Below are 15,735 nucleotides of genomic sequence, written 5' to 3' on the forward strand. Positions count from 1 at the left end.
TGCTCAAAAAGGTACCCTCCTTTGTCGTTATAAATGAGGCAAAGGAGAGATATTCGGTGAAAAAAGCAAGATGGCTATCTTTGGTTACATTGGCTTCGGTCTTATTGCTGGCAGCTTGCGGTGACAAATCACAAGAAGAAGTCATTGAGGAGCTGGATGAGACTTTACAGACGATGAGTGGTTATCAGACGGAAGCGACAATGACGATGCAAACAGGACAAGAGCCACGGCAATACGACGTAGAGATTGCGCATATGCAAAACGAAGAAAACCGGTACTATCGTGTGGAACTGCAAAATGAAGACGAGGAACAGAATCAAATGATCCTGCGGAATGATGAAGGTGTTTTTCTGCTTACTCCGGCACTGGACAAAAGTTTTCGGTTTCAAAGCGACTGGCCGAATAATAACAGCCAAATCTATTTGTATGAGTCGTTAATTGGAGATATTTTAACAGATACCGAACGCGAATTTGCCGTGGAAGAAGATCGGTACGTATTTGAAACGAACACGAATTATCAAAATCAAAACCTTCATCAACAAGAAATTGTGCTCAATAGCGATGATTTGTCCCCTCACGCGGTTCGAGTGTTTGACGAGGATTATAATACCCTAGTGGAAGTCGTCTTCGAATCGTTCACGCTCAACGAAACATTGGAAAGGGAAGCATTCGATATGGATGCCAATATGGAGAGCGAGGAAGAAGGGGAAGAACCGGCGGCGGTTGAAGAGGAAGAAGAGGATGAAACAACCTTCGACGTGCTTATGCCATCCCATGAACCGGCGAATACAGAGTTGGCAGAAAGTGAAGAAGTTGAGACAGATGTAGGGAAACGTGTGATTTTAACCTATGAGGGGGACCAACCGTTTACTATTATCCAACAGCCGGCAAGCATTTCTGCCGCTTCCGGAACATCGCCAACGGAATTGGGTTATGGAGAGCCTGAAGTGTTGGGGGATGTGGTAGGTGTCATGTCAGAGGAGACGCTGACCTGGACGAGTGACGGGATTGAGTTTATCATTGCTTCCGATTCGATGGAGTCTGAAGAAATGTCCGCCGTCGCTGAATCCATGACATCTACATCGGCAAAATAACCCGGCATGAACGAAAATAAATAGTCCCGTAATATAATCGGGCCAGACCCAGAGTATTTTCTGGGTCTTTTTTGTGCGACGGGCAGTCGCACCTAGTGTAGGGAACTACACTCAACATACTGTTAAAGGATTGGGACACGTTACTTTGGGTAAACACGGTTCTGAAAATCCTGGAAAGTATGTGATCTCGAAGCTGAAAGTCCTTCCACCAGAGTGCTGATACAACTGGTGAAGACTAATCTAGGGCATCGTGAGGTGGTGTCTCAAGGAGATGCGGAGAATCGAGAGACCCGCAGTCGGAGATGCAGACCCAAATGCATTAGTGTGAAGTACGGCGGCGTAGCTGGGAATTTTCAATCCCTTGTTAAAGTCTACGAAGCAACCGTCAAGTATTGGCGGAAAATGTTAAGCAGTCGGAGTCGAAAAGGATATGTCACGTGGGAGAAATTCCATGAGTTGCGGACATTGTTTCCATTATTGCGTCCGAAAATTTCAATTCCGTATCGGAAACTGAAATTCTACGCAATGCTGTAAAACCATTTCTGAAGAGCCTGGTGCGGGAAATCTGCACGCCAGGTTCTGAGGGGGTTTAGGGCACCAATGGGTGGCCATTCTACCCGGAGGTAGCCTTGAGAAAGGTTATCCTACTCTATAATAAAAAGATACCTTGACATCGATGATAAAGCGTCCAATAATAAACAATGAACAGATCGGTAAACAAGGAGATATCATTGTGGACACTTATAAGGTCAATTCGTATCGAGACACATGGATAGAAGTCGATGTAAACGCAATAGCAGACAACGTGAAAGCAGTTAAAACGCTTCATCATCCGGATGTTCACGTAATGGCAGTAGTAAAAGCGGATGGTTATGGCCATGGAGCGATAACCGTTGCCCGAACGGCGATCGAATCAGGGGCGGAATGGGTTGGTGTGGCTCTTTTGGAAGAAGCGCTGGAACTAAGGGAAGCAGGTATAGATGTCCCAATATTAATACTCGGTCCTATTCATCCCCAAGATGCATCTGTTGCCCAACGATACCGTATTGCAGTTACGGCTTTTCAACAAGAGTGGCTAGCGGAGGCGGGGAGCTATCTTGATCCGGATCCACCGCTGCATGTGCATCTTAAATGTGATACGGGGATGGGGAGAATTGGATTAACGGATGAACAGACGTTGCTGAACATGATAAAGCTATTGAAGCAAGACAAAAGGTTTGAGATGACCGGAATTTTTACGCACCTGGCAACCGCAGATGAATGGGGAAGCGATTATTTGTCCCGGCAATTAAAAGCGTTTCAATCGTTTGTTCTTTTGGCGAAAGAAGCAGCCGGACACATCCCATATGTTCATTACAGCAATAGTGCTGCGAGTTTGCGTTACCCGGGAAATGATTATAATATGATCCGTTTTGGCATTTCGATGTACGGCCTTGTTCCCGCGGTTGAGACGGCGTCGGATATTCCGGTTCCTCTAAAACCGGCAATGTCACTGCATAGCCGATTGACACATGTAAAAAAAGTACAGCCGGCAACCTTCATCAGTTATGGAGCTACGTATCAAGCAAACGAAGAAGAATGGATCGGAACGGTGCCGATCGGCTATGGGGATGGATGGTTAAGAGCGAATGCGACAAATGGGGGGGAAGTGCTTGTGGAAGGGAAGCGCTGTCCAATTGTTGGCAGAATATGCATGGATCAAATGATGATCAGACTTCCCGAGAAAGCTCCGGTAGGAACGAAAGTAACGTTAATCGGAAAGCAGGAACGTGAAGAAATCAGCATAGAAGAAGTATCGGAACGCCTCTCCACCATCACGTATGAAATCCCTTGTACCCTGAATGCCAGGATCCCCCGTGTATATAAGTAAACGCTTCATAAATGAGCATTGACGGCACATAAAAAATATGATTAATTTTGGCAGATAAGTGCAACTAAGGCTTTTCGCTATAAAAGCTTGGCGAAAAGCCAAGTTTTCTAAGATTTATGCAGGAATTTTTCGAAACACGTCGAATTACGCTGATAAAACCCGTAGTTTTTGGTAGCAAGATGAGGAAAAACTGTTTTGCAAAATGGGGGGCTGGATGCTATTATATGTACAGAGTAATCAAAGAACGTGTCCGAGTGGTGTTTGCAGGGGGTGTCCAACTTGTCTCAGGAGAATGGCAGACAAATTATGATCAGCCTTCCGAACTATTTATTACAAGAGGTGGACCGGATGACAAAACGCGATGGGTTAAACCGCAGTGATTTTATTCACCAAGCGGCGACAAAGTATTTGCATGAGCGTAAACAGGTCGTGCGGGAGTCCATGCAAAGGGGCTATATTGAGATGGCCACCATCAATTTGAACATCGCAGATGAGTCGTTTCAGTTGGAAGAGGAAGCAGAATCGCAGGTTCATCACACGAATATCAAAGGGGTCCAACTTTAGTTTTTCTCTTATCATTTTATATAAGACGACCCCTATGGATTACAGTTGCTTCGATCAATGAAGATCGGTAGCAACTTTTTTTGGTAGCTAAGAAAGTATAAATCACTCTCTCTTAGCTGCATAAATGCAGCGAAGGCTTTCGCCATAAAAGTTTGGCGGAAGCCAAGTTTTTCTAACTAGTGACTGCTGAATAACGGAAAAAACTGGCACATCACATAAACATTTTTTCCGTTGGTGTTGTCAAAGTTAGATGCAAGGAAATCCATCCTGTAAACAAAAAAATCCTTGCACTTCTGGCAACGTACGGAGGGATGATGCTGCAATGGCTTGGCCGACCGTTCGTCCGCGGAAAGCGAAGCTATGGAAGCGGCATCCCGGCTTCAGCTGATAGCTGCAAGTTGTTCAGCAATCCCTAAGTATGAATCCCTTTTGTCTTGCGTCGACACGCATGAACTTTATGGACGTAGGGTTTGCGTTTATGTATAAATAATGAAATAATTAATCTATATACTAATGTTCGGGGTTAGATTGCAATATGGGAGGCATATGAATGAGTTCTTCGGTTCTAGATTTTATACATCAAAGAAGAGATTACTATATTACTCGATGGAAAGAAGATATTGATCCACTTGCATTTAATAATGCGCATCTTTCAGAGGTTCTGGCAGACGAACTAAAAATTGAAATGATAGATATTATTTTAACTGACATCTACACCGAAGAGCGAGGGCAAGGAGAACGACTACGGCGACTTTCCGAACGTATGATCTATCATGAATTATCGTTAGGAAATTTTATTCGCGGTTTGCATGCTTTTCGGCGCATGCTTAGAAATGATTTGGCCGCAGCATATACGGAAGAACGTATTTTGGAATTTGAGGCTCGGATGGATGACTTAATCAGCAAATTGGTGGACGAGTCTGCGAAAATGAGGGAAAACGTGATTCACATACAAAATCATGCGCTTAAGGAGCTATCCGTCCCCCTGATTCCGGTATTTGACGACGTCAGCGTGATGTCTTTAATTGGTACGATTGATACCACGCGTGCCCAGCATATCATGGAAAATGTATTGCAAGGGATTGTCGATAACCGTGCCCAAGTGATATTGATTGATATTACCGGCGTGCCGGTCGTTGATACGATGGTTGCCCACCATATTATTAAAGTATATGAGGCAGTGCGGCTTGTGGGGGTTCATTGCATTCTCGTGGGCATACGGCCTGAAATTGCCCAAACAATCGTCAGTTTGGGGATCGATTTACGCAATTTCTCGACAAAAAGTACGTTACAAAAGGGCGTCGAAGCAGCCTTGGAAATAACAAATCGCGAGATTAAAGAAGTTCCGCGCGCATATACCGACAAAATAAAACAGCCGGAGGTTGGTTTTTCTGAAAAATGAGTAGGTATGCCGGTTGCATTTCCCACCTTTCACCTCCCATCTCTTACTTTTCACATCTAGTACGGAGGCATGCATTATGAGAATACCAATATTAAAACTAGGGAAGTATTTATTGATTTCGATTCAAGTAGAACTGGATGACCAGACAGCCCTTCAATTTCAAGAGGATCTATTAAACCGGATCCATGAAGAAGGTTCCGAGGGCATTGTCGTTGACTTGACATCCGTTGAGATGATCGATTCCTATATAGCAAAAATAATCGGTGACGTTGTTGAAATGTCCAATCTAATGGGTGCGAAAGTCGTCTTGACCGGTATACAGCCAAGCGTTGCCATTACATTAGTTGAGATGGGTGTCACACTGAGCGGAGTTCCTACAGCACTAAATTTGGAGCAAGGGCTTGAGAAATTGCAAGAGGAATTGGAGGGTTGATCATGCGCACGCAATCCTCTGTTGAAATAGGAACGGAATGGGGCATCGTATCGGCGCGTCAAGCCGGCCGTGAGCTTTCAAAAGAAGTAGGTTTCAACAATGTGGATCAGGCTCGAATAGCAACCGCCATATCGGAGTTGGCACGAAATATATATTTATATACAGACAATGGCATGATTGGTTTGGAAGTTGTGGAGCGAGGGTGTTTAAAAGGTATTAAAATTGTTTCCCGCGATGAAGGACCGGGCATTGAAAATTTAGGAGAGGCTATGACAGATGGCCATTCATCATCAAATGGCCTGGGAGCAGGGCTTCCTGGGGCGAAGCGGTTAATGGATGAATTTGATATTGAATCCGAGCCCGGCAAGGGGACAGTTATTACCGCAATTAAATGGCTCCGGTAGGGAGGTGTGAAGATGGAAGCGTATCAAGTGCTGCAAAGCAGTTACAAACATATCCTTTACAATTTTCTTCATCAAAAAAGTGAGCAAAGCCTGTATGATGCGCAACAATTCAGCAAAAAAGTTATTGAAGAAGACATTGCGCCCGAAGAGATTGTAAGCATTCATCTTGAAGTCATTGAAGAGTTGTATCCCGATCTGTCGCCTGAAACACGGAAATCGTTCGAGTTTTTGTTGGAAGTGATGATCGGTTACGGAATGGCATATCGCGAGCACCAAATTCTGAAACAAAAACAACTGGAGCTTGAATCGGAAATCGATGTGGCGGCTAATATGCAAGATACATTTTTGCCCAAGGAGATTCCGCAAAGCGACGGTTTAGACATAGGAGTGATCAGTGTCCCCGCTTCAAAGATGAATGGGGATTACTATAATATCATCCAACCGGACAAGGAAAGCATCAGTATCGCGATTGCCGATGTTATCGGAAAAGGGGTCCCCGCGGCTCTTTGCATGTCAATGATCAAATACGCGATGGACAGCCTTCCTGAAGGATTAATGCAACCGGGCCAACTGTTGGCAAGCTTGAATCGGACTGTCGAGCAAAACATTGCCGCCCACATGTTTGTGACGATGATGTATGCGTCTTATGATTTCCGTACAAATCATTTATCTTATTCTGGTGCCGGTCATGAGCCTGGTTTTTATTATAATTCCCATGAAGACCGATTTGAAGAATTATACGCCAAAGGGATGGCCCTCGGCATTTCCCGCAACACACAATACAGAGAGTATCAATTGGCGATTTCTCCCGGGGATTATATTGTCTTGCTGTCTGATGGCGTTACGGAATGCAGGGCAGGTGACGAATTTCTGGAACGGAAGGAGCTGATGAGACTCCTTCGTTTATACCAAAATAAAAGTGCGCAGGAAATGGTTGACCATGTTTATCAAGACTTGGAAAAATGGCAGGACTTTCAACTTCATGATGATTTTACCCTTATTATTTTACGGCGAAACGTTTAACTTAAAAGAATACTGGGTATGAACAATTACGGCCTATCGGGCCGTTTTATTTTAGATGCATTTATCTATTTATAAAAATACCATCGCGTGAAGATCCATCAAGAGGAGGAAATAAAATGAACTTGGATGTAAAAACAGAAACGTTGAGCAATGAAACGAAAATGTTCGTATCGGGGGAAATTGATGCTTATACGGCTCCGCAATTAAAAGAAGCATTGATGCCCTTGGTCGAGGCACAGGAGCCATCGGTCACCGTTGATTTGGGGGGCGTCGATTACATTGACAGCACGGGTCTCGGCATTTTCGTCGGTGCGTTGAAATCGACGGATCAAAATAATGGAACGCTACGTCTTGTATCCCTTAATGAGCGCGTGAAACGACTTTTTTCGATTACCGGGCTTGATGAAGTGATCGATATTGAGGAGCGAAGGGAGGGTGCCGGGAAATGACTGTGTGCGAGGAACTCATTGAAATGAAGGTACCTGCCAAACCGGAATATGTAGGGGTTGTCAGACTGACGGTTTCAGGGGTTGCGAATCGAGTTGGTTACACTTATGATGAGATTGAGGATATTAAAGTCGCGATTGCCGAAGCTTGTACGAATGTCGTTGATCACGCTTACGATGATGAAGGTTTAATTTCGCTGCAGTTTCATGTCCATGATCAATTTGTCGAGTTCAAAATTGCCGATAATGGGACAAATGTAGATGTAGAAGAACTAAAAAAATACAGGGGTCCGATTAAGCCAGAGGAGCCTATCCAGAAACTTAATGAAGGCGGCCTAGGCCTTTTCCTTATCGAAACATTAATGGATGACGTCGAAATCAGAAAAAATAAAGGCGTGGCCATTGTAATGAAGAAGTATTTTCAAAAGGATGGGGTAGCGCATGGGACCAACGGAATCGAAACAGAAACAATCAACAAACATCGATGAAGCGCAAATTTATAGATGGATTGAAAGCTTTCAACAAAATCCGACAGAGGAGATTCAAACAGCGTTAATCCGTCACTACGATTCACTCGTCCAATCGCTTGCGCGTAAATTCTCCCGAAGCCAAGGCCACGATGACGATCTTTATCAAGTCGGCATGATCGGTTTGCTCGCTGCTCTTCGCCGTTTCGACCCTGCCTACAAGCGATCATTTGAGTCATTTGCGGTTCCTACGATTGTAGGTGAAATCAAGCGGTTTATTAGAGATAAAACGTGGAGCGTTCACGTGCCCAGGCGAATAAAAGAATTAGGGCCAAGAATCAAAAACGCTGTGGAAGAGTTAACAACCGAATACCAACGTTCGCCACAAGTGTCTGAAATCGCCGCTTATTTAGAAGTTACGGAAGAAGAAGTGTTGGAAACGATGGAAATGGGCAAAAGCTATCAGGCGCTTTCTGTGGATCGTTCCATTGAAGCGGATGCCGAAGGAAGCGAAGTAACGTTGTTGGACCTCGTTGGTTCAACGGAGGATGGTTTTGAAAAGACCGACCAACGCCTTCTTTTGGAAAAAGCGTTTACCGTACTCACCGACCGCGAACAAGAAATTTTACGTTGTACCTATTTTGACAACCTAAGCCAAAAAGAGACAGGCGAACGCCTGGACATCTCGCAAATGCACGTTTCCCGCTTGCAACGGCGGGCACTGCATAAATTGCGTGATTCAATCCGCGTCGAACCATCGGAGTGTCTGTGATGGTCAACATTGTCGAAAAGGAACATCTCAATGGAAAAACCGCCGTATACCAAAAGGTAAAACATGGGTACTCGATATGCGGCGATGCATACTACATGACTGAGAATGACAGGTACTTTCTCGTTGCCATCGCCGATGGCCTCGGGAGTGGGGGAAATGCCAACCGTTCGGCTCTTATAGCCGTAAACACCATTGAAAAACAACATGGCGGCACAAGCCTTGAAGGCTTGTTTTCTGCCTGTAATGAAGCGCTATGTGGAGAACGGGGCGTCGTGATGACGATTTTAAAAATCGATTATGATTCGAAAAGAATCTTATATGGGAACATCGGAAACATCGGTTGTATATTAAACGTTGATGATAGGGAGTGTTATCGTCCAATCCCCGGTACCGGTTTTCTTGCGGGACGTCGCATCACACCGAAAATATACAATTATCCGTTTGATTCAAAAGTTTCATTTGCTTTATATTCCGATGGTGCAGAAGTGCGTAATATGAAAGATTGCTTCGTTCAGTACGCCGCAGTACCTTCTGAATTTATGCAAAATATGGTTGGCTCTAATGACACCGCGCGAAAAGATGACATAACGATTGTGTCCGGGCATATCCAAAGCCAATAACCGTTTTGTCGATCGTAGACAAGCGGTTTTCGTATGCCGGTTTAGTTTGAATCTACAAAGGAGGATGGCCGTTGGAAACTGCCACAATTGATACAGGAAAGACGATCGAGCGGATTGCCCACAGCATAACAACGGGACAACAATATGTGAAAGCCATTATTGATCTGCATGAGGATGGGAACACGATTCCTTTTATCGCACGTTACAGGAAAGAACAAACCGGAAATGCGGATGAACTGAATATTCGGGAAGTGCTGGACCAATGGCAATATGCGAATCAACTTCACGATAGACAGCAAGAGGTCCTTCGCTTAATCGACGAGCAAGGAAAACTTACCGATGATTTGGCCGAAGCGGTCCATTCAACGACCAAGCTACAAGATGTAGAGGATATCTATCGCCCTTACAAGCAAAAAAGACGCACAAAAGCTACGATTGCCAAAGAAAAAGGGTTGGAGCCGTTTGCCACGCGTCTATTCCAATTGCCGCGAGAGATTGACGTAGAACGAGAAGCGGATACATATATTAATCCGGAGGAGGATCTTAACGATCGTGCCGCTGTATTGGAAGGAGTGAATAACATTATCGCGGAATGGACGGCAGATGATCCGGCCGTTCGACAAACGATTCGGGAACTGACCTTTCAAAACGGGCAGTTGCAGACCGCACGCAAAAAAGACGCAAAAGATGAAGCTGGTACTTACGAAATGTATTATGAGTATTCCGAGCGAATAAACCGGATGCCTGAGCATCGGATTTTAGCGGTGAACCGAGGAGAAAAGGATAACGTTCTAAAAGTGAACGTGGATGCAGACGCTTCATTTTTAATCAATAAAATCGAAAATCTCGTCATCAAGCGGTTTGGATCGCCAGCTGTTCCTATGGTTCAAGAGGCGATCAAAGATGGGTATAAGCGTTTGATTGCCCCGGCAGTTGAACGAGAGATTCGAAATGAATTGACCGAAAAAGCGGAAGATCGGGCGATTCGTGTTTTTTCGGATAACCTAAAACAATTATTGTTGCAACCGCCGTTCTTGGGAAAAATGGTTCTCGGCATTGACCCTGCCTATCGTACCGGTTGCAAGTGGGCAGTTATTGACGAAACGGGGAAAATGTTGGAAACGGGTGTTTTTTATCCCACACCTCCGAAAAATGAAAAGGAAAAAAGCGCCAAGGAACTGGCATCCTTGTTGGAAAAGTACCAGTGTAAGGTGATTGCCATCGGGAATGGAACGGCTTCACAGGAAACGGAATTGTTTGTTTCGGAGTTTCTATCCGAATCGGATTCCGAGGCAGCCTATGTGATCATTAATGAGGCAGGTGCAAGTGTTTATTCTGCATCAGACATTGCCCGTAAGGAATTCCCCGAGTTGGAAGTTGAGGAACGAAGTGCCATTTCGATTGCAAGAAGACTTCAGGATCCTCTTTCCGAGCTTGTGAAAATCGATCCCCAATCGATCGGGGTCGGTCAATATCAACATGATGTCAGTGCCAAATCACTAGGAAGTTCCCTGGATTTTGTGGTTGAGACGGCGGTCAACCAAGTGGGAGTCGATGTGAACACAGCTTCGCAAAGCCTGCTTCAACATGTGTCGGGTTTGAATAAAACGGTTGCGAACCAAATTGTCAAATACCGTGAAGACAACGGAAAGTATAATACGAGAAAGCAATTGAATGAGGTACCTCGTTTAGGGGCGAAAACATTTGAACAGGCAGCCGGTTTTTTGCGAATCTCAGACGGAGACGAGCCACTCGACCGAACGCCGATCCACCCGGAAAGCTACGCAGTTAGCAAACAATTGTTACAAGAGATGGACGTTTTCGAAAATGCCCTCGGTTCAACTATGATTAAGGAAAAAGTAGGGCTGCTTGATACTTCCGAGGTATCGGAACAATTGGATGTTGGAGAAATGACGTTGCAAGATATTGCGGAAGCGCTGGCTCGCCCGAATCGTGATCCCCGTGAAGACTTGCCACAGCCATTGTTGAAAACGGGCGTTATGGCAATGGAGGATTTGGAGAAAGGGATGGAGCTCCAAGGGACCGTCCGAAATGTCGTCGATTTCGGTGCATTCATTGACGTTGGAGTAAAAGAAGACGGCCTTGTGCATATTTCAAAGCTTGCCAATCGTTTCGTTAAGCACCCACAAGAAGTGGTCGCTGTCGGCGACATCGTTAGTGTGTGGGTGGATGATGTTGATTTGAAAAAGGGAAGAATTGCACTGACGATGAAAAAACCTGCGTGAGCATCCGCAGGTTTTTTTCTTCCAAAACGGGAATTCGGATGATAACATGTATGAAGAGACTTATTTCGTATTTTCCATTGTTATAGCGCTTGTTGGAGCATTGCGTTTCAAATACGCGAACCAACATTGGTTAAGCATGACAATCTCATAGCGGTTTTTTTCAAAATAGGCTTTTGCCAATTGTTTTTTTAGCCAGTAAGGCACTTGAGATCCCTCCTTGTTCATGAGACCTTAAAGGCTTTCCTTTATTATATGCCGCAAGGCTTGTAAACGTTGAGCATGATTTATCGCTTTAGAGAGGACGAACAAGATTGAAGGATGAGCAATTGCAACGATTAACGGAAAATTTGTCCGACCTTTATTTTAAGAAGCCGTTTCGGCATCATATTCGCTTTAATTCACGTTTAAGAACAACCGGCGGACGCTATATGCTTGCAAGCCATAACATTGAAATAAACCCCAAACATGAAGAGCACTTCGGCCGCGAGGAATTAAAGTCGATTATCAAACATGAATTGTGTCATTATCATCTTCATTTAGAGGACAAGGGCTACCAACATAGAGACAGGGATTTTAAACACTTGCTAAAAAAAGTGGGTGGATCCAGGCATTGCCAAACGGTTCCCGGCATGAGAAGAACGCTGCCGGTTAAATATTACTATCGATGTGAAGATTGTGGCCATGTTTATCCGCGGAAGCGAGCGATGGATACGGCCCGATACGTTTGCGGGGCTTGCAGTGGGAGACTAAAAAAATCATGAAAGAGCGTTGACGATGCTACGTTCCTATGGTACATTATAAAAGGTCGCTTAAAGCGGAATACATAGTTCCAATTGCTTGCAATTATGAGTTGACATGCTCGTTGAATTCATGTACTATCTTATTTGTCGAAAACGAACTAAACCTATTTCACATTCCACAGTAGCTCAGTGGTAGAGCAATCGGCTGTTAACCGATGGGTCGCTGGTTCGAGTCCGGCCTGTGGAGCCAGCGGAGAAGTACTCAAGTGGCTGAAGAGGCGCCCCTGCTAAGGGTGTAGGTCGCGCAAGCGACGCGAGGGTTCAAATCCCTCCTTCTCCGCCATTCCAGATTACAGGAGTCAGAAGCCGGAATGAATCGAATTGGTTTGCCAATTCGTACATTAAATCCGACATCCGGCCTCCGACATCTGATATCCGTCATGGCCCGTTGGTCAAGGGGTTAAGACACCGCCCTTTCACGGCGGTAACGCGGGTTCGAATCCCGCACGGGTCACCATTTCCAGTGGAGGGTTAGCTCAGTTGGGAGAGCATCTGCCTTACAAGCAGGGGGTCGGCGGTTCGAGCCCGTCACCCTCCACCATGTCTTCCTCACGAATGAGAAGGAAGGGAAACACCCATTAACATTATCAAACAAGGGCCTGTGGTGTAGCGGTTAACATGCCTGCCTGTCACGCAGGAGATCGCGGGTTCGAATCCCGTCAGGCCCGCCATCTTTATTTCTATTGTTGGGCCATAGCCAAGCGGTAAGGCATCAGGTTTTGATCCTGAGATGCGCTGGTTCGAATCCAGCTGGCCCAGCCATTTATATCCCCTTATGAACGGCTGGGGACGTTGCACAAGCGGGTGTGGCGGAATCGGCAGACGCGCTAGATTTAGGATCTAGTGTCTTACGACGTGTGGGTTCAAGTCCCACCGCCCGCACCATTTTATTGTATTGAAATGACACAACGCACTAGGTTGAGGGCCTGGCGAAAGATATAACTAGTATGATTTAAGACTTTTTTCTATTGTTATAATTGCGGTCGTGGCGGAATGGCAGACGCGCTAGGTTGAGGGCCTAGTGGGAGTTAAATCCCGTGGTGGTTCAAGTCCACTCGACCGCACCAATAAAGATACTGACACACCAACACTTTGAGCGTGTTGGTTTTTTTATATTTTGATTAGAAAATTTGTCCAAGGAAGTATAATCGATTCACATAATTCTAAGACACGGTGGTTGATATAATAAAAATATGAACAGGCGCGAAAATGTATTGAATATGATGGTTTGGCAAGGAGTTCGGTATTTAGGGACTGCTGAATAACGGAAAAAGACTGGCATATAAGCATTTTCCGTTGGTGTTGTCAAAGCTGGATGCAAGGAAATCCATCCTATAAACAAAAAAACCCTTGCATTTCGGGCAACGTACGGAGGGATGACGCTGCAATAGCGAGACTTCAGCGGAAAAACGAAGCCATGGAAGCGGCTTCAGCTGATAGCTGCAAGTTGTTCAGCAATCCCTAACTAAAGGAGGGAGGTTAAAATAAAAGAACGACATTCCGTCAAAAAAGTACGAACGACGTTGATGGTCAAACGCCGGATGAACCGGATACATGGGAAACAGGAGATGGATTACTTGTTTGCGGCCGTTATGTCATTAATTTTATTGATGCACCCGTTAAACATGTTGCCGTCCATGAATTACCAGCGTATCAATGCACATCCGATGGCCACATTATGTACGATTATATCCGTGACGTTGGGCGGCAAATGATCGCTGAAAAGGGGCTGAATTTAAGCGCCAATGAACTTCAAAACATGTCCACCATAGATATTGCTGATACACTCTTACGAAAAACCAAAAAGGAATCATATGAACGCAATTGGCTACGATATGTATGACTGCCCGACACGAGTTCGGTTTTATCTAAGCATGATCGTCCAATCGGTCAGCCATCTCCTTTTGCTATTTTTGAAAAAGAGAGATGATTGAATTACATCGTGGAGAACGAAAAATCTCTGGATCACTCAATTGTATTTTCAACTAAAACAAGGGACTTCTTAAAATGAAGCCCCTTGAACACGGTTCGAAACCAGTCGTTATCCATTGCGTTTCACAATGTTATTCCGCGTTTTTCTTCTGTTGATCGGTAGAATCACTGCAGTTCTCCTGACTGGATTCAACTTCTTCAATTTCTACACTGCAACAATCTTTTTGAGTCGGCTTCGCTTTTGAGAAGAAGTTCTTCAAGCTAGATTCTTTTTGGGCCATGGGGTCACCTCCTTTATAGGATGATCTGCACGATAAATCCTGTACCAATAGCAACAATCAAAATGGAAACGACAAAAGCCACAACTAATTTTCGTTTAAATAATTTGCTTAATAAAATAACCTCTGGAATACTCGCCCCGGCACCGCCGATTAAAAGGGCAATCACAGCTCCCAAATCCATCCCTTGGCTAACTAAGGCGCCCGCAATCGGCAATATGGTTTCTGCGCGAATATACATGGGAATCCCGATCACTGATGCAATGGGAATCGTCCAGGGATTATCTCCTCCGGCATATTGAACAATAAATTCTTGCGGAACGACGTCATAAACAAATGCTCCAATAAAAACGCCGATAAGCAAGTAAGGAAATAAAGGATAAAAGAACGTCCATGTATCTTGAAGAGCCAACTTCCATTTGGAAATATTTTGATCTTCGTTTGAACTCCCTTTCTTTCTCACTCTCACTTCTTTCACCGATTGCTCAAGACCTAAAGCGCTCCATACAACACCAATAAGTATAGAAAAAATGGTTATGACGATTGCGTAGTATAAGGTTAATTCCCATCCCAACAAGGTCAACATCATGATAATGATCACTGGATTCAAGAGAGGAGAAGCAATTAAAAATGACATCGACGGTCCAAAGGGAGCTTTAGAAGATAACAATCCTGCTAAAATTGGTATCGTTGAACAAGAACAAAAGGGGGTTAGTGACCCTAACCCTACGCCATAGAGATAGCCAATCCAGTTATTTGGTCGATTAAGGATGCGTCTAACTCGATCTTCTGTCACCTTTTGTTGTAACCAACTGACCAAAAAACTAATGAGTATAAACAAAGCGGTCAGTTCTAAAAACAGAATGAAAAAGGTGTTTAGGAAGCTTAAAAAGGTATCCATGATTGGCTCCTTATAAATCAATTTTTTTTGATATATAAGCGATTACTTCATCAACTTTTTTTGATTAAATAATCAAAAAGTAATCCCCAGTGATTAGGGGCTATTTGGATAGAAAATACAGCAGAGTTCTTCGGATAACAAGTTTTTAACTTCGGTTTCATTCAAACGATAGTAATTCCAAGTGCCGATTTTTTCTTGTAGAATCAAATTCGCATCGAGTAATATTCTTAAATGATAGGACAGCTTCGATTGTGGTAATCCAACAATGTCTGTTAGATCACAAACACATACTTGGCCACGTTGATTCAATTCATACATGATTTTTAGACGAAGTTCATCCGCAAGGGCTTTAAATTTCCCTTTATATGTTTGAAAAAGCTGATCTTGGTCAACTTTTGATGTAGCCATGGTTTCTTTCATGTTCAATGCCTCATTTCAAATCAATTTTTTTTGATTTACTTGAATTATATGCCTGATAGAAAG

The 15,735-nt window shown here is 44.2% G+C and carries 19 protein-coding genes and 8 tRNA genes; 23 read left to right on the top strand and 4 right to left on the bottom strand.

Annotated features, from left to right (window positions below; all coding sequences use genetic code 11):
• The first annotated feature begins 56 nt into the window (after positions 1–56).
• From HUG20_RS04130 to HUG20_RS04190, 13 genes are all read left to right on the top strand, one after another.
• Positions 57–1,094 carry a LolA family protein gene (locus tag HUG20_RS04130; RefSeq protein WP_200088410.1) on the top strand — a complete coding sequence of 346 codons (1,038 nt, stop codon included), beginning with the start codon at positions 57–59 and terminating at the stop codon, positions 1,092–1,094.
• Positions 1,095–1,827: 733 nt separating this feature from the next.
• Positions 1,828–2,964: an alanine racemase gene (gene alr / locus HUG20_RS04135; RefSeq protein ID WP_246476533.1), complete on the top strand. Its 1,137-nt coding sequence runs from the start codon at positions 1,828–1,830 to the stop codon at positions 2,962–2,964.
• Positions 2,965–3,270: 306 nt separating this feature from the next.
• Positions 3,271–3,528 (top strand): CopG family ribbon-helix-helix protein, encoded by a 258-nt coding sequence (locus HUG20_RS04140; RefSeq protein WP_200090377.1) that lies wholly within the window; start codon positions 3,271–3,273, stop codon positions 3,526–3,528.
• A 250-nt stretch (positions 3,529–3,778) separates the two neighbouring features.
• On the top strand, positions 3,779–3,916 hold the full coding sequence (locus HUG20_RS04145) for a hypothetical protein (RefSeq protein WP_200088414.1): 138 nt from the start codon (positions 3,779–3,781) through the stop codon (positions 3,914–3,916).
• Positions 3,917–4,078: 162 nt separating this feature from the next.
• Entirely contained in the window at positions 4,079–4,930 is an 852-nt protein-coding gene (locus tag HUG20_RS19365; protein WP_200088416.1) for an STAS domain-containing protein, read from the top strand.
• Between the two features lie 76 nt (positions 4,931–5,006).
• Positions 5,007–5,363, top strand: a complete 357-nt coding sequence (locus HUG20_RS04155) for an STAS domain-containing protein (RefSeq protein WP_200088418.1) — start codon at positions 5,007–5,009, stop codon at positions 5,361–5,363.
• Between the two features lie 2 nt (positions 5,364–5,365).
• The gene (locus HUG20_RS04160; RefSeq protein WP_200088420.1) at positions 5,366–5,767 is read left to right on the top strand and encodes an anti-sigma regulatory factor; all 402 of its coding nucleotides are present in this window, start codon (positions 5,366–5,368) and stop codon (positions 5,765–5,767) included.
• A gap of 12 nt (positions 5,768–5,779) precedes the next feature.
• Positions 5,780–6,790 carry a PP2C family protein-serine/threonine phosphatase gene (locus HUG20_RS04165; protein WP_200088422.1) on the top strand — a complete coding sequence of 337 codons (1,011 nt, stop codon included), beginning with the start codon at positions 5,780–5,782 and terminating at the stop codon, positions 6,788–6,790.
• Positions 6,791–6,906: 116 nt separating this feature from the next.
• On the top strand, positions 6,907–7,239 hold the full coding sequence (locus HUG20_RS04170) for an STAS domain-containing protein (protein WP_200088424.1): 333 nt from the start codon (positions 6,907–6,909) through the stop codon (positions 7,237–7,239).
• Positions 7,236–7,724, top strand: a complete 489-nt coding sequence (gene rsbW, locus HUG20_RS04175; protein ID WP_200088426.1) for an anti-sigma B factor RsbW — start codon at positions 7,236–7,238, stop codon at positions 7,722–7,724. The genes HUG20_RS04170 and rsbW overlap by 4 nt, the downstream gene beginning before the upstream one ends.
• Complete coding sequence (gene sigB / locus HUG20_RS04180) at positions 7,678–8,475, top strand: RNA polymerase sigma factor SigB (protein WP_200088428.1); 798 nt, start codon at positions 7,678–7,680, stop codon at positions 8,473–8,475. Before rsbW ends, sigB begins: the two co-directional genes overlap by 47 nt.
• Positions 8,475–9,095, top strand: a complete 621-nt coding sequence (locus tag HUG20_RS04185; protein ID WP_200088430.1) for a PP2C family serine/threonine-protein phosphatase — start codon at positions 8,475–8,477, stop codon at positions 9,093–9,095. The genes sigB and HUG20_RS04185 overlap by 1 nt, the downstream gene beginning before the upstream one ends.
• Before the next feature lie 71 nt (positions 9,096–9,166).
• Positions 9,167–11,341: a Tex family protein gene (locus tag HUG20_RS04190; RefSeq protein WP_425504091.1), complete on the top strand. Its 2,175-nt coding sequence runs from the start codon at positions 9,167–9,169 to the stop codon at positions 11,339–11,341.
• A 60-nt stretch (positions 11,342–11,401) separates the two neighbouring features.
• Here HUG20_RS04190 and cmpA read toward each other — a convergent pair whose 3' ends face one another.
• Positions 11,402–11,545, bottom strand: coding sequence for a cortex morphogenetic protein CmpA (gene cmpA, locus HUG20_RS04195; RefSeq protein WP_200088431.1), 144 nt, complete (start codon positions 11,543–11,545; stop codon positions 11,402–11,404).
• Between the two features lie 107 nt (positions 11,546–11,652).
• On the opposite strand from cmpA, the gene HUG20_RS04200 reads away from it, so the two are divergent.
• The 10 genes from HUG20_RS04200 (at position 11,653) to HUG20_RS04245 (ending at position 13,856) form a co-directional block, all read left to right on the top strand.
• Positions 11,653–12,102: a SprT family protein gene (locus tag HUG20_RS04200; protein WP_200088432.1), complete on the top strand. Its 450-nt coding sequence runs from the start codon at positions 11,653–11,655 to the stop codon at positions 12,100–12,102.
• Positions 12,103–12,256: 154 nt separating this feature from the next.
• Positions 12,257–12,331: transfer RNA gene (locus HUG20_RS04205), tRNA-Asn, on the top strand.
• 2 nt (positions 12,332–12,333) lie between these two features.
• Positions 12,334–12,424 (top strand) — tRNA-Ser (locus HUG20_RS04210).
• A gap of 99 nt (positions 12,425–12,523) precedes the next feature.
• Positions 12,524–12,598 (top strand) — tRNA-Glu (locus HUG20_RS04215).
• Between the two features lie 8 nt (positions 12,599–12,606).
• A tRNA-Val gene (locus HUG20_RS04220) sits at positions 12,607–12,682 on the top strand.
• 54 nt (positions 12,683–12,736) lie between these two features.
• Positions 12,737–12,812, top strand: a tRNA-Asp gene (locus tag HUG20_RS04225).
• Between the two features lie 16 nt (positions 12,813–12,828).
• Positions 12,829–12,903 (top strand) — tRNA-Gln (locus HUG20_RS04230).
• Positions 12,904–12,941: 38 nt separating this feature from the next.
• Positions 12,942–13,026 (top strand) — tRNA-Leu (locus HUG20_RS04235).
• A gap of 94 nt (positions 13,027–13,120) precedes the next feature.
• Positions 13,121–13,208, top strand: a tRNA-Leu gene (locus HUG20_RS04240).
• A gap of 510 nt (positions 13,209–13,718) precedes the next feature.
• Positions 13,719–13,856 carry a hypothetical protein gene (locus tag HUG20_RS04245; protein ID WP_200088433.1) on the top strand — a complete coding sequence of 46 codons (138 nt, stop codon included), beginning with the start codon at positions 13,719–13,721 and terminating at the stop codon, positions 13,854–13,856.
• Positions 13,857–14,204: 348 nt separating this feature from the next.
• Here HUG20_RS04245 and HUG20_RS04250 read toward each other — a convergent pair whose 3' ends face one another.
• The 3 genes from HUG20_RS04250 to HUG20_RS04260 form a co-directional block, all read right to left on the bottom strand.
• Complete coding sequence (locus HUG20_RS04250) at positions 14,205–14,354, bottom strand: alcohol dehydrogenase (RefSeq protein WP_200088434.1); 150 nt, start codon at positions 14,352–14,354, stop codon at positions 14,205–14,207.
• A gap of 13 nt (positions 14,355–14,367) precedes the next feature.
• The gene (locus HUG20_RS04255) at positions 14,368–15,255 is read right to left on the bottom strand and encodes a permease (RefSeq protein ID WP_200090379.1); all 888 of its coding nucleotides are present in this window, start codon (positions 15,253–15,255) and stop codon (positions 14,368–14,370) included.
• A 90-nt stretch (positions 15,256–15,345) separates the two neighbouring features.
• Positions 15,346–15,672 carry an ArsR/SmtB family transcription factor gene (locus HUG20_RS04260; protein WP_200088435.1) on the bottom strand — a complete coding sequence of 109 codons (327 nt, stop codon included), beginning with the start codon at positions 15,670–15,672 and terminating at the stop codon, positions 15,346–15,348.
• Between the last annotated feature and the right edge of the window lie 63 nt (positions 15,673–15,735).

Origin of the sequence: Salicibibacter cibi, from assembly GCF_016495865.1 — a bacterium.
Lineage (GTDB): Bacteria > Bacillota > Bacilli > Bacillales > Marinococcaceae > Salicibibacter > Salicibibacter cibi.

Bases quoted from the DNA above. Each gene is read 5' to 3' on its own strand.
- rsbW (WP_200088426.1), top strand. From the start codon at position 7,236: ATGACTGTGTGCGAGGAACTCATTGAAATGAAGGTACCTGCCAAACCG.
- HUG20_RS04170 (WP_200088424.1), top strand. From the start codon at position 6,907: ATGAACTTGGATGTAAAAACAGAAACGTTGAGCAATGAAACGAAAATG.
- sigB (WP_200088428.1), top strand. From the start codon at position 7,678: ATGGGACCAACGGAATCGAAACAGAAACAATCAACAAACATCGATGAA.
- HUG20_RS04140 (WP_200090377.1), top strand. From the start codon at position 3,271: ATGATCAGCCTTCCGAACTATTTATTACAAGAGGTGGACCGGATGACA.
- HUG20_RS04160 (WP_200088420.1), top strand. From the start codon at position 5,366: ATGCGCACGCAATCCTCTGTTGAAATAGGAACGGAATGGGGCATCGTA.
- HUG20_RS04145 (WP_200088414.1), top strand. From the start codon at position 3,779: ATGCAAGGAAATCCATCCTGTAAACAAAAAAATCCTTGCACTTCTGGC.
- HUG20_RS04185 (WP_200088430.1), top strand. From the start codon at position 8,475: ATGGTCAACATTGTCGAAAAGGAACATCTCAATGGAAAAACCGCCGTA.
- HUG20_RS04155 (WP_200088418.1), top strand. From the start codon at position 5,007: ATGAGAATACCAATATTAAAACTAGGGAAGTATTTATTGATTTCGATT.
- HUG20_RS04165 (WP_200088422.1), top strand. From the start codon at position 5,780: ATGGAAGCGTATCAAGTGCTGCAAAGCAGTTACAAACATATCCTTTAC.
- HUG20_RS04260 (WP_200088435.1), bottom strand. From the start codon at position 15,672: ATGAAAGAAACCATGGCTACATCAAAAGTTGACCAAGATCAGCTTTTT.
- HUG20_RS04250 (WP_200088434.1), bottom strand. From the start codon at position 14,354: ATGGCCCAAAAAGAATCTAGCTTGAAGAACTTCTTCTCAAAAGCGAAG.
- HUG20_RS19365 (WP_200088416.1), top strand. From the start codon at position 4,079: ATGAGTTCTTCGGTTCTAGATTTTATACATCAAAGAAGAGATTACTAT.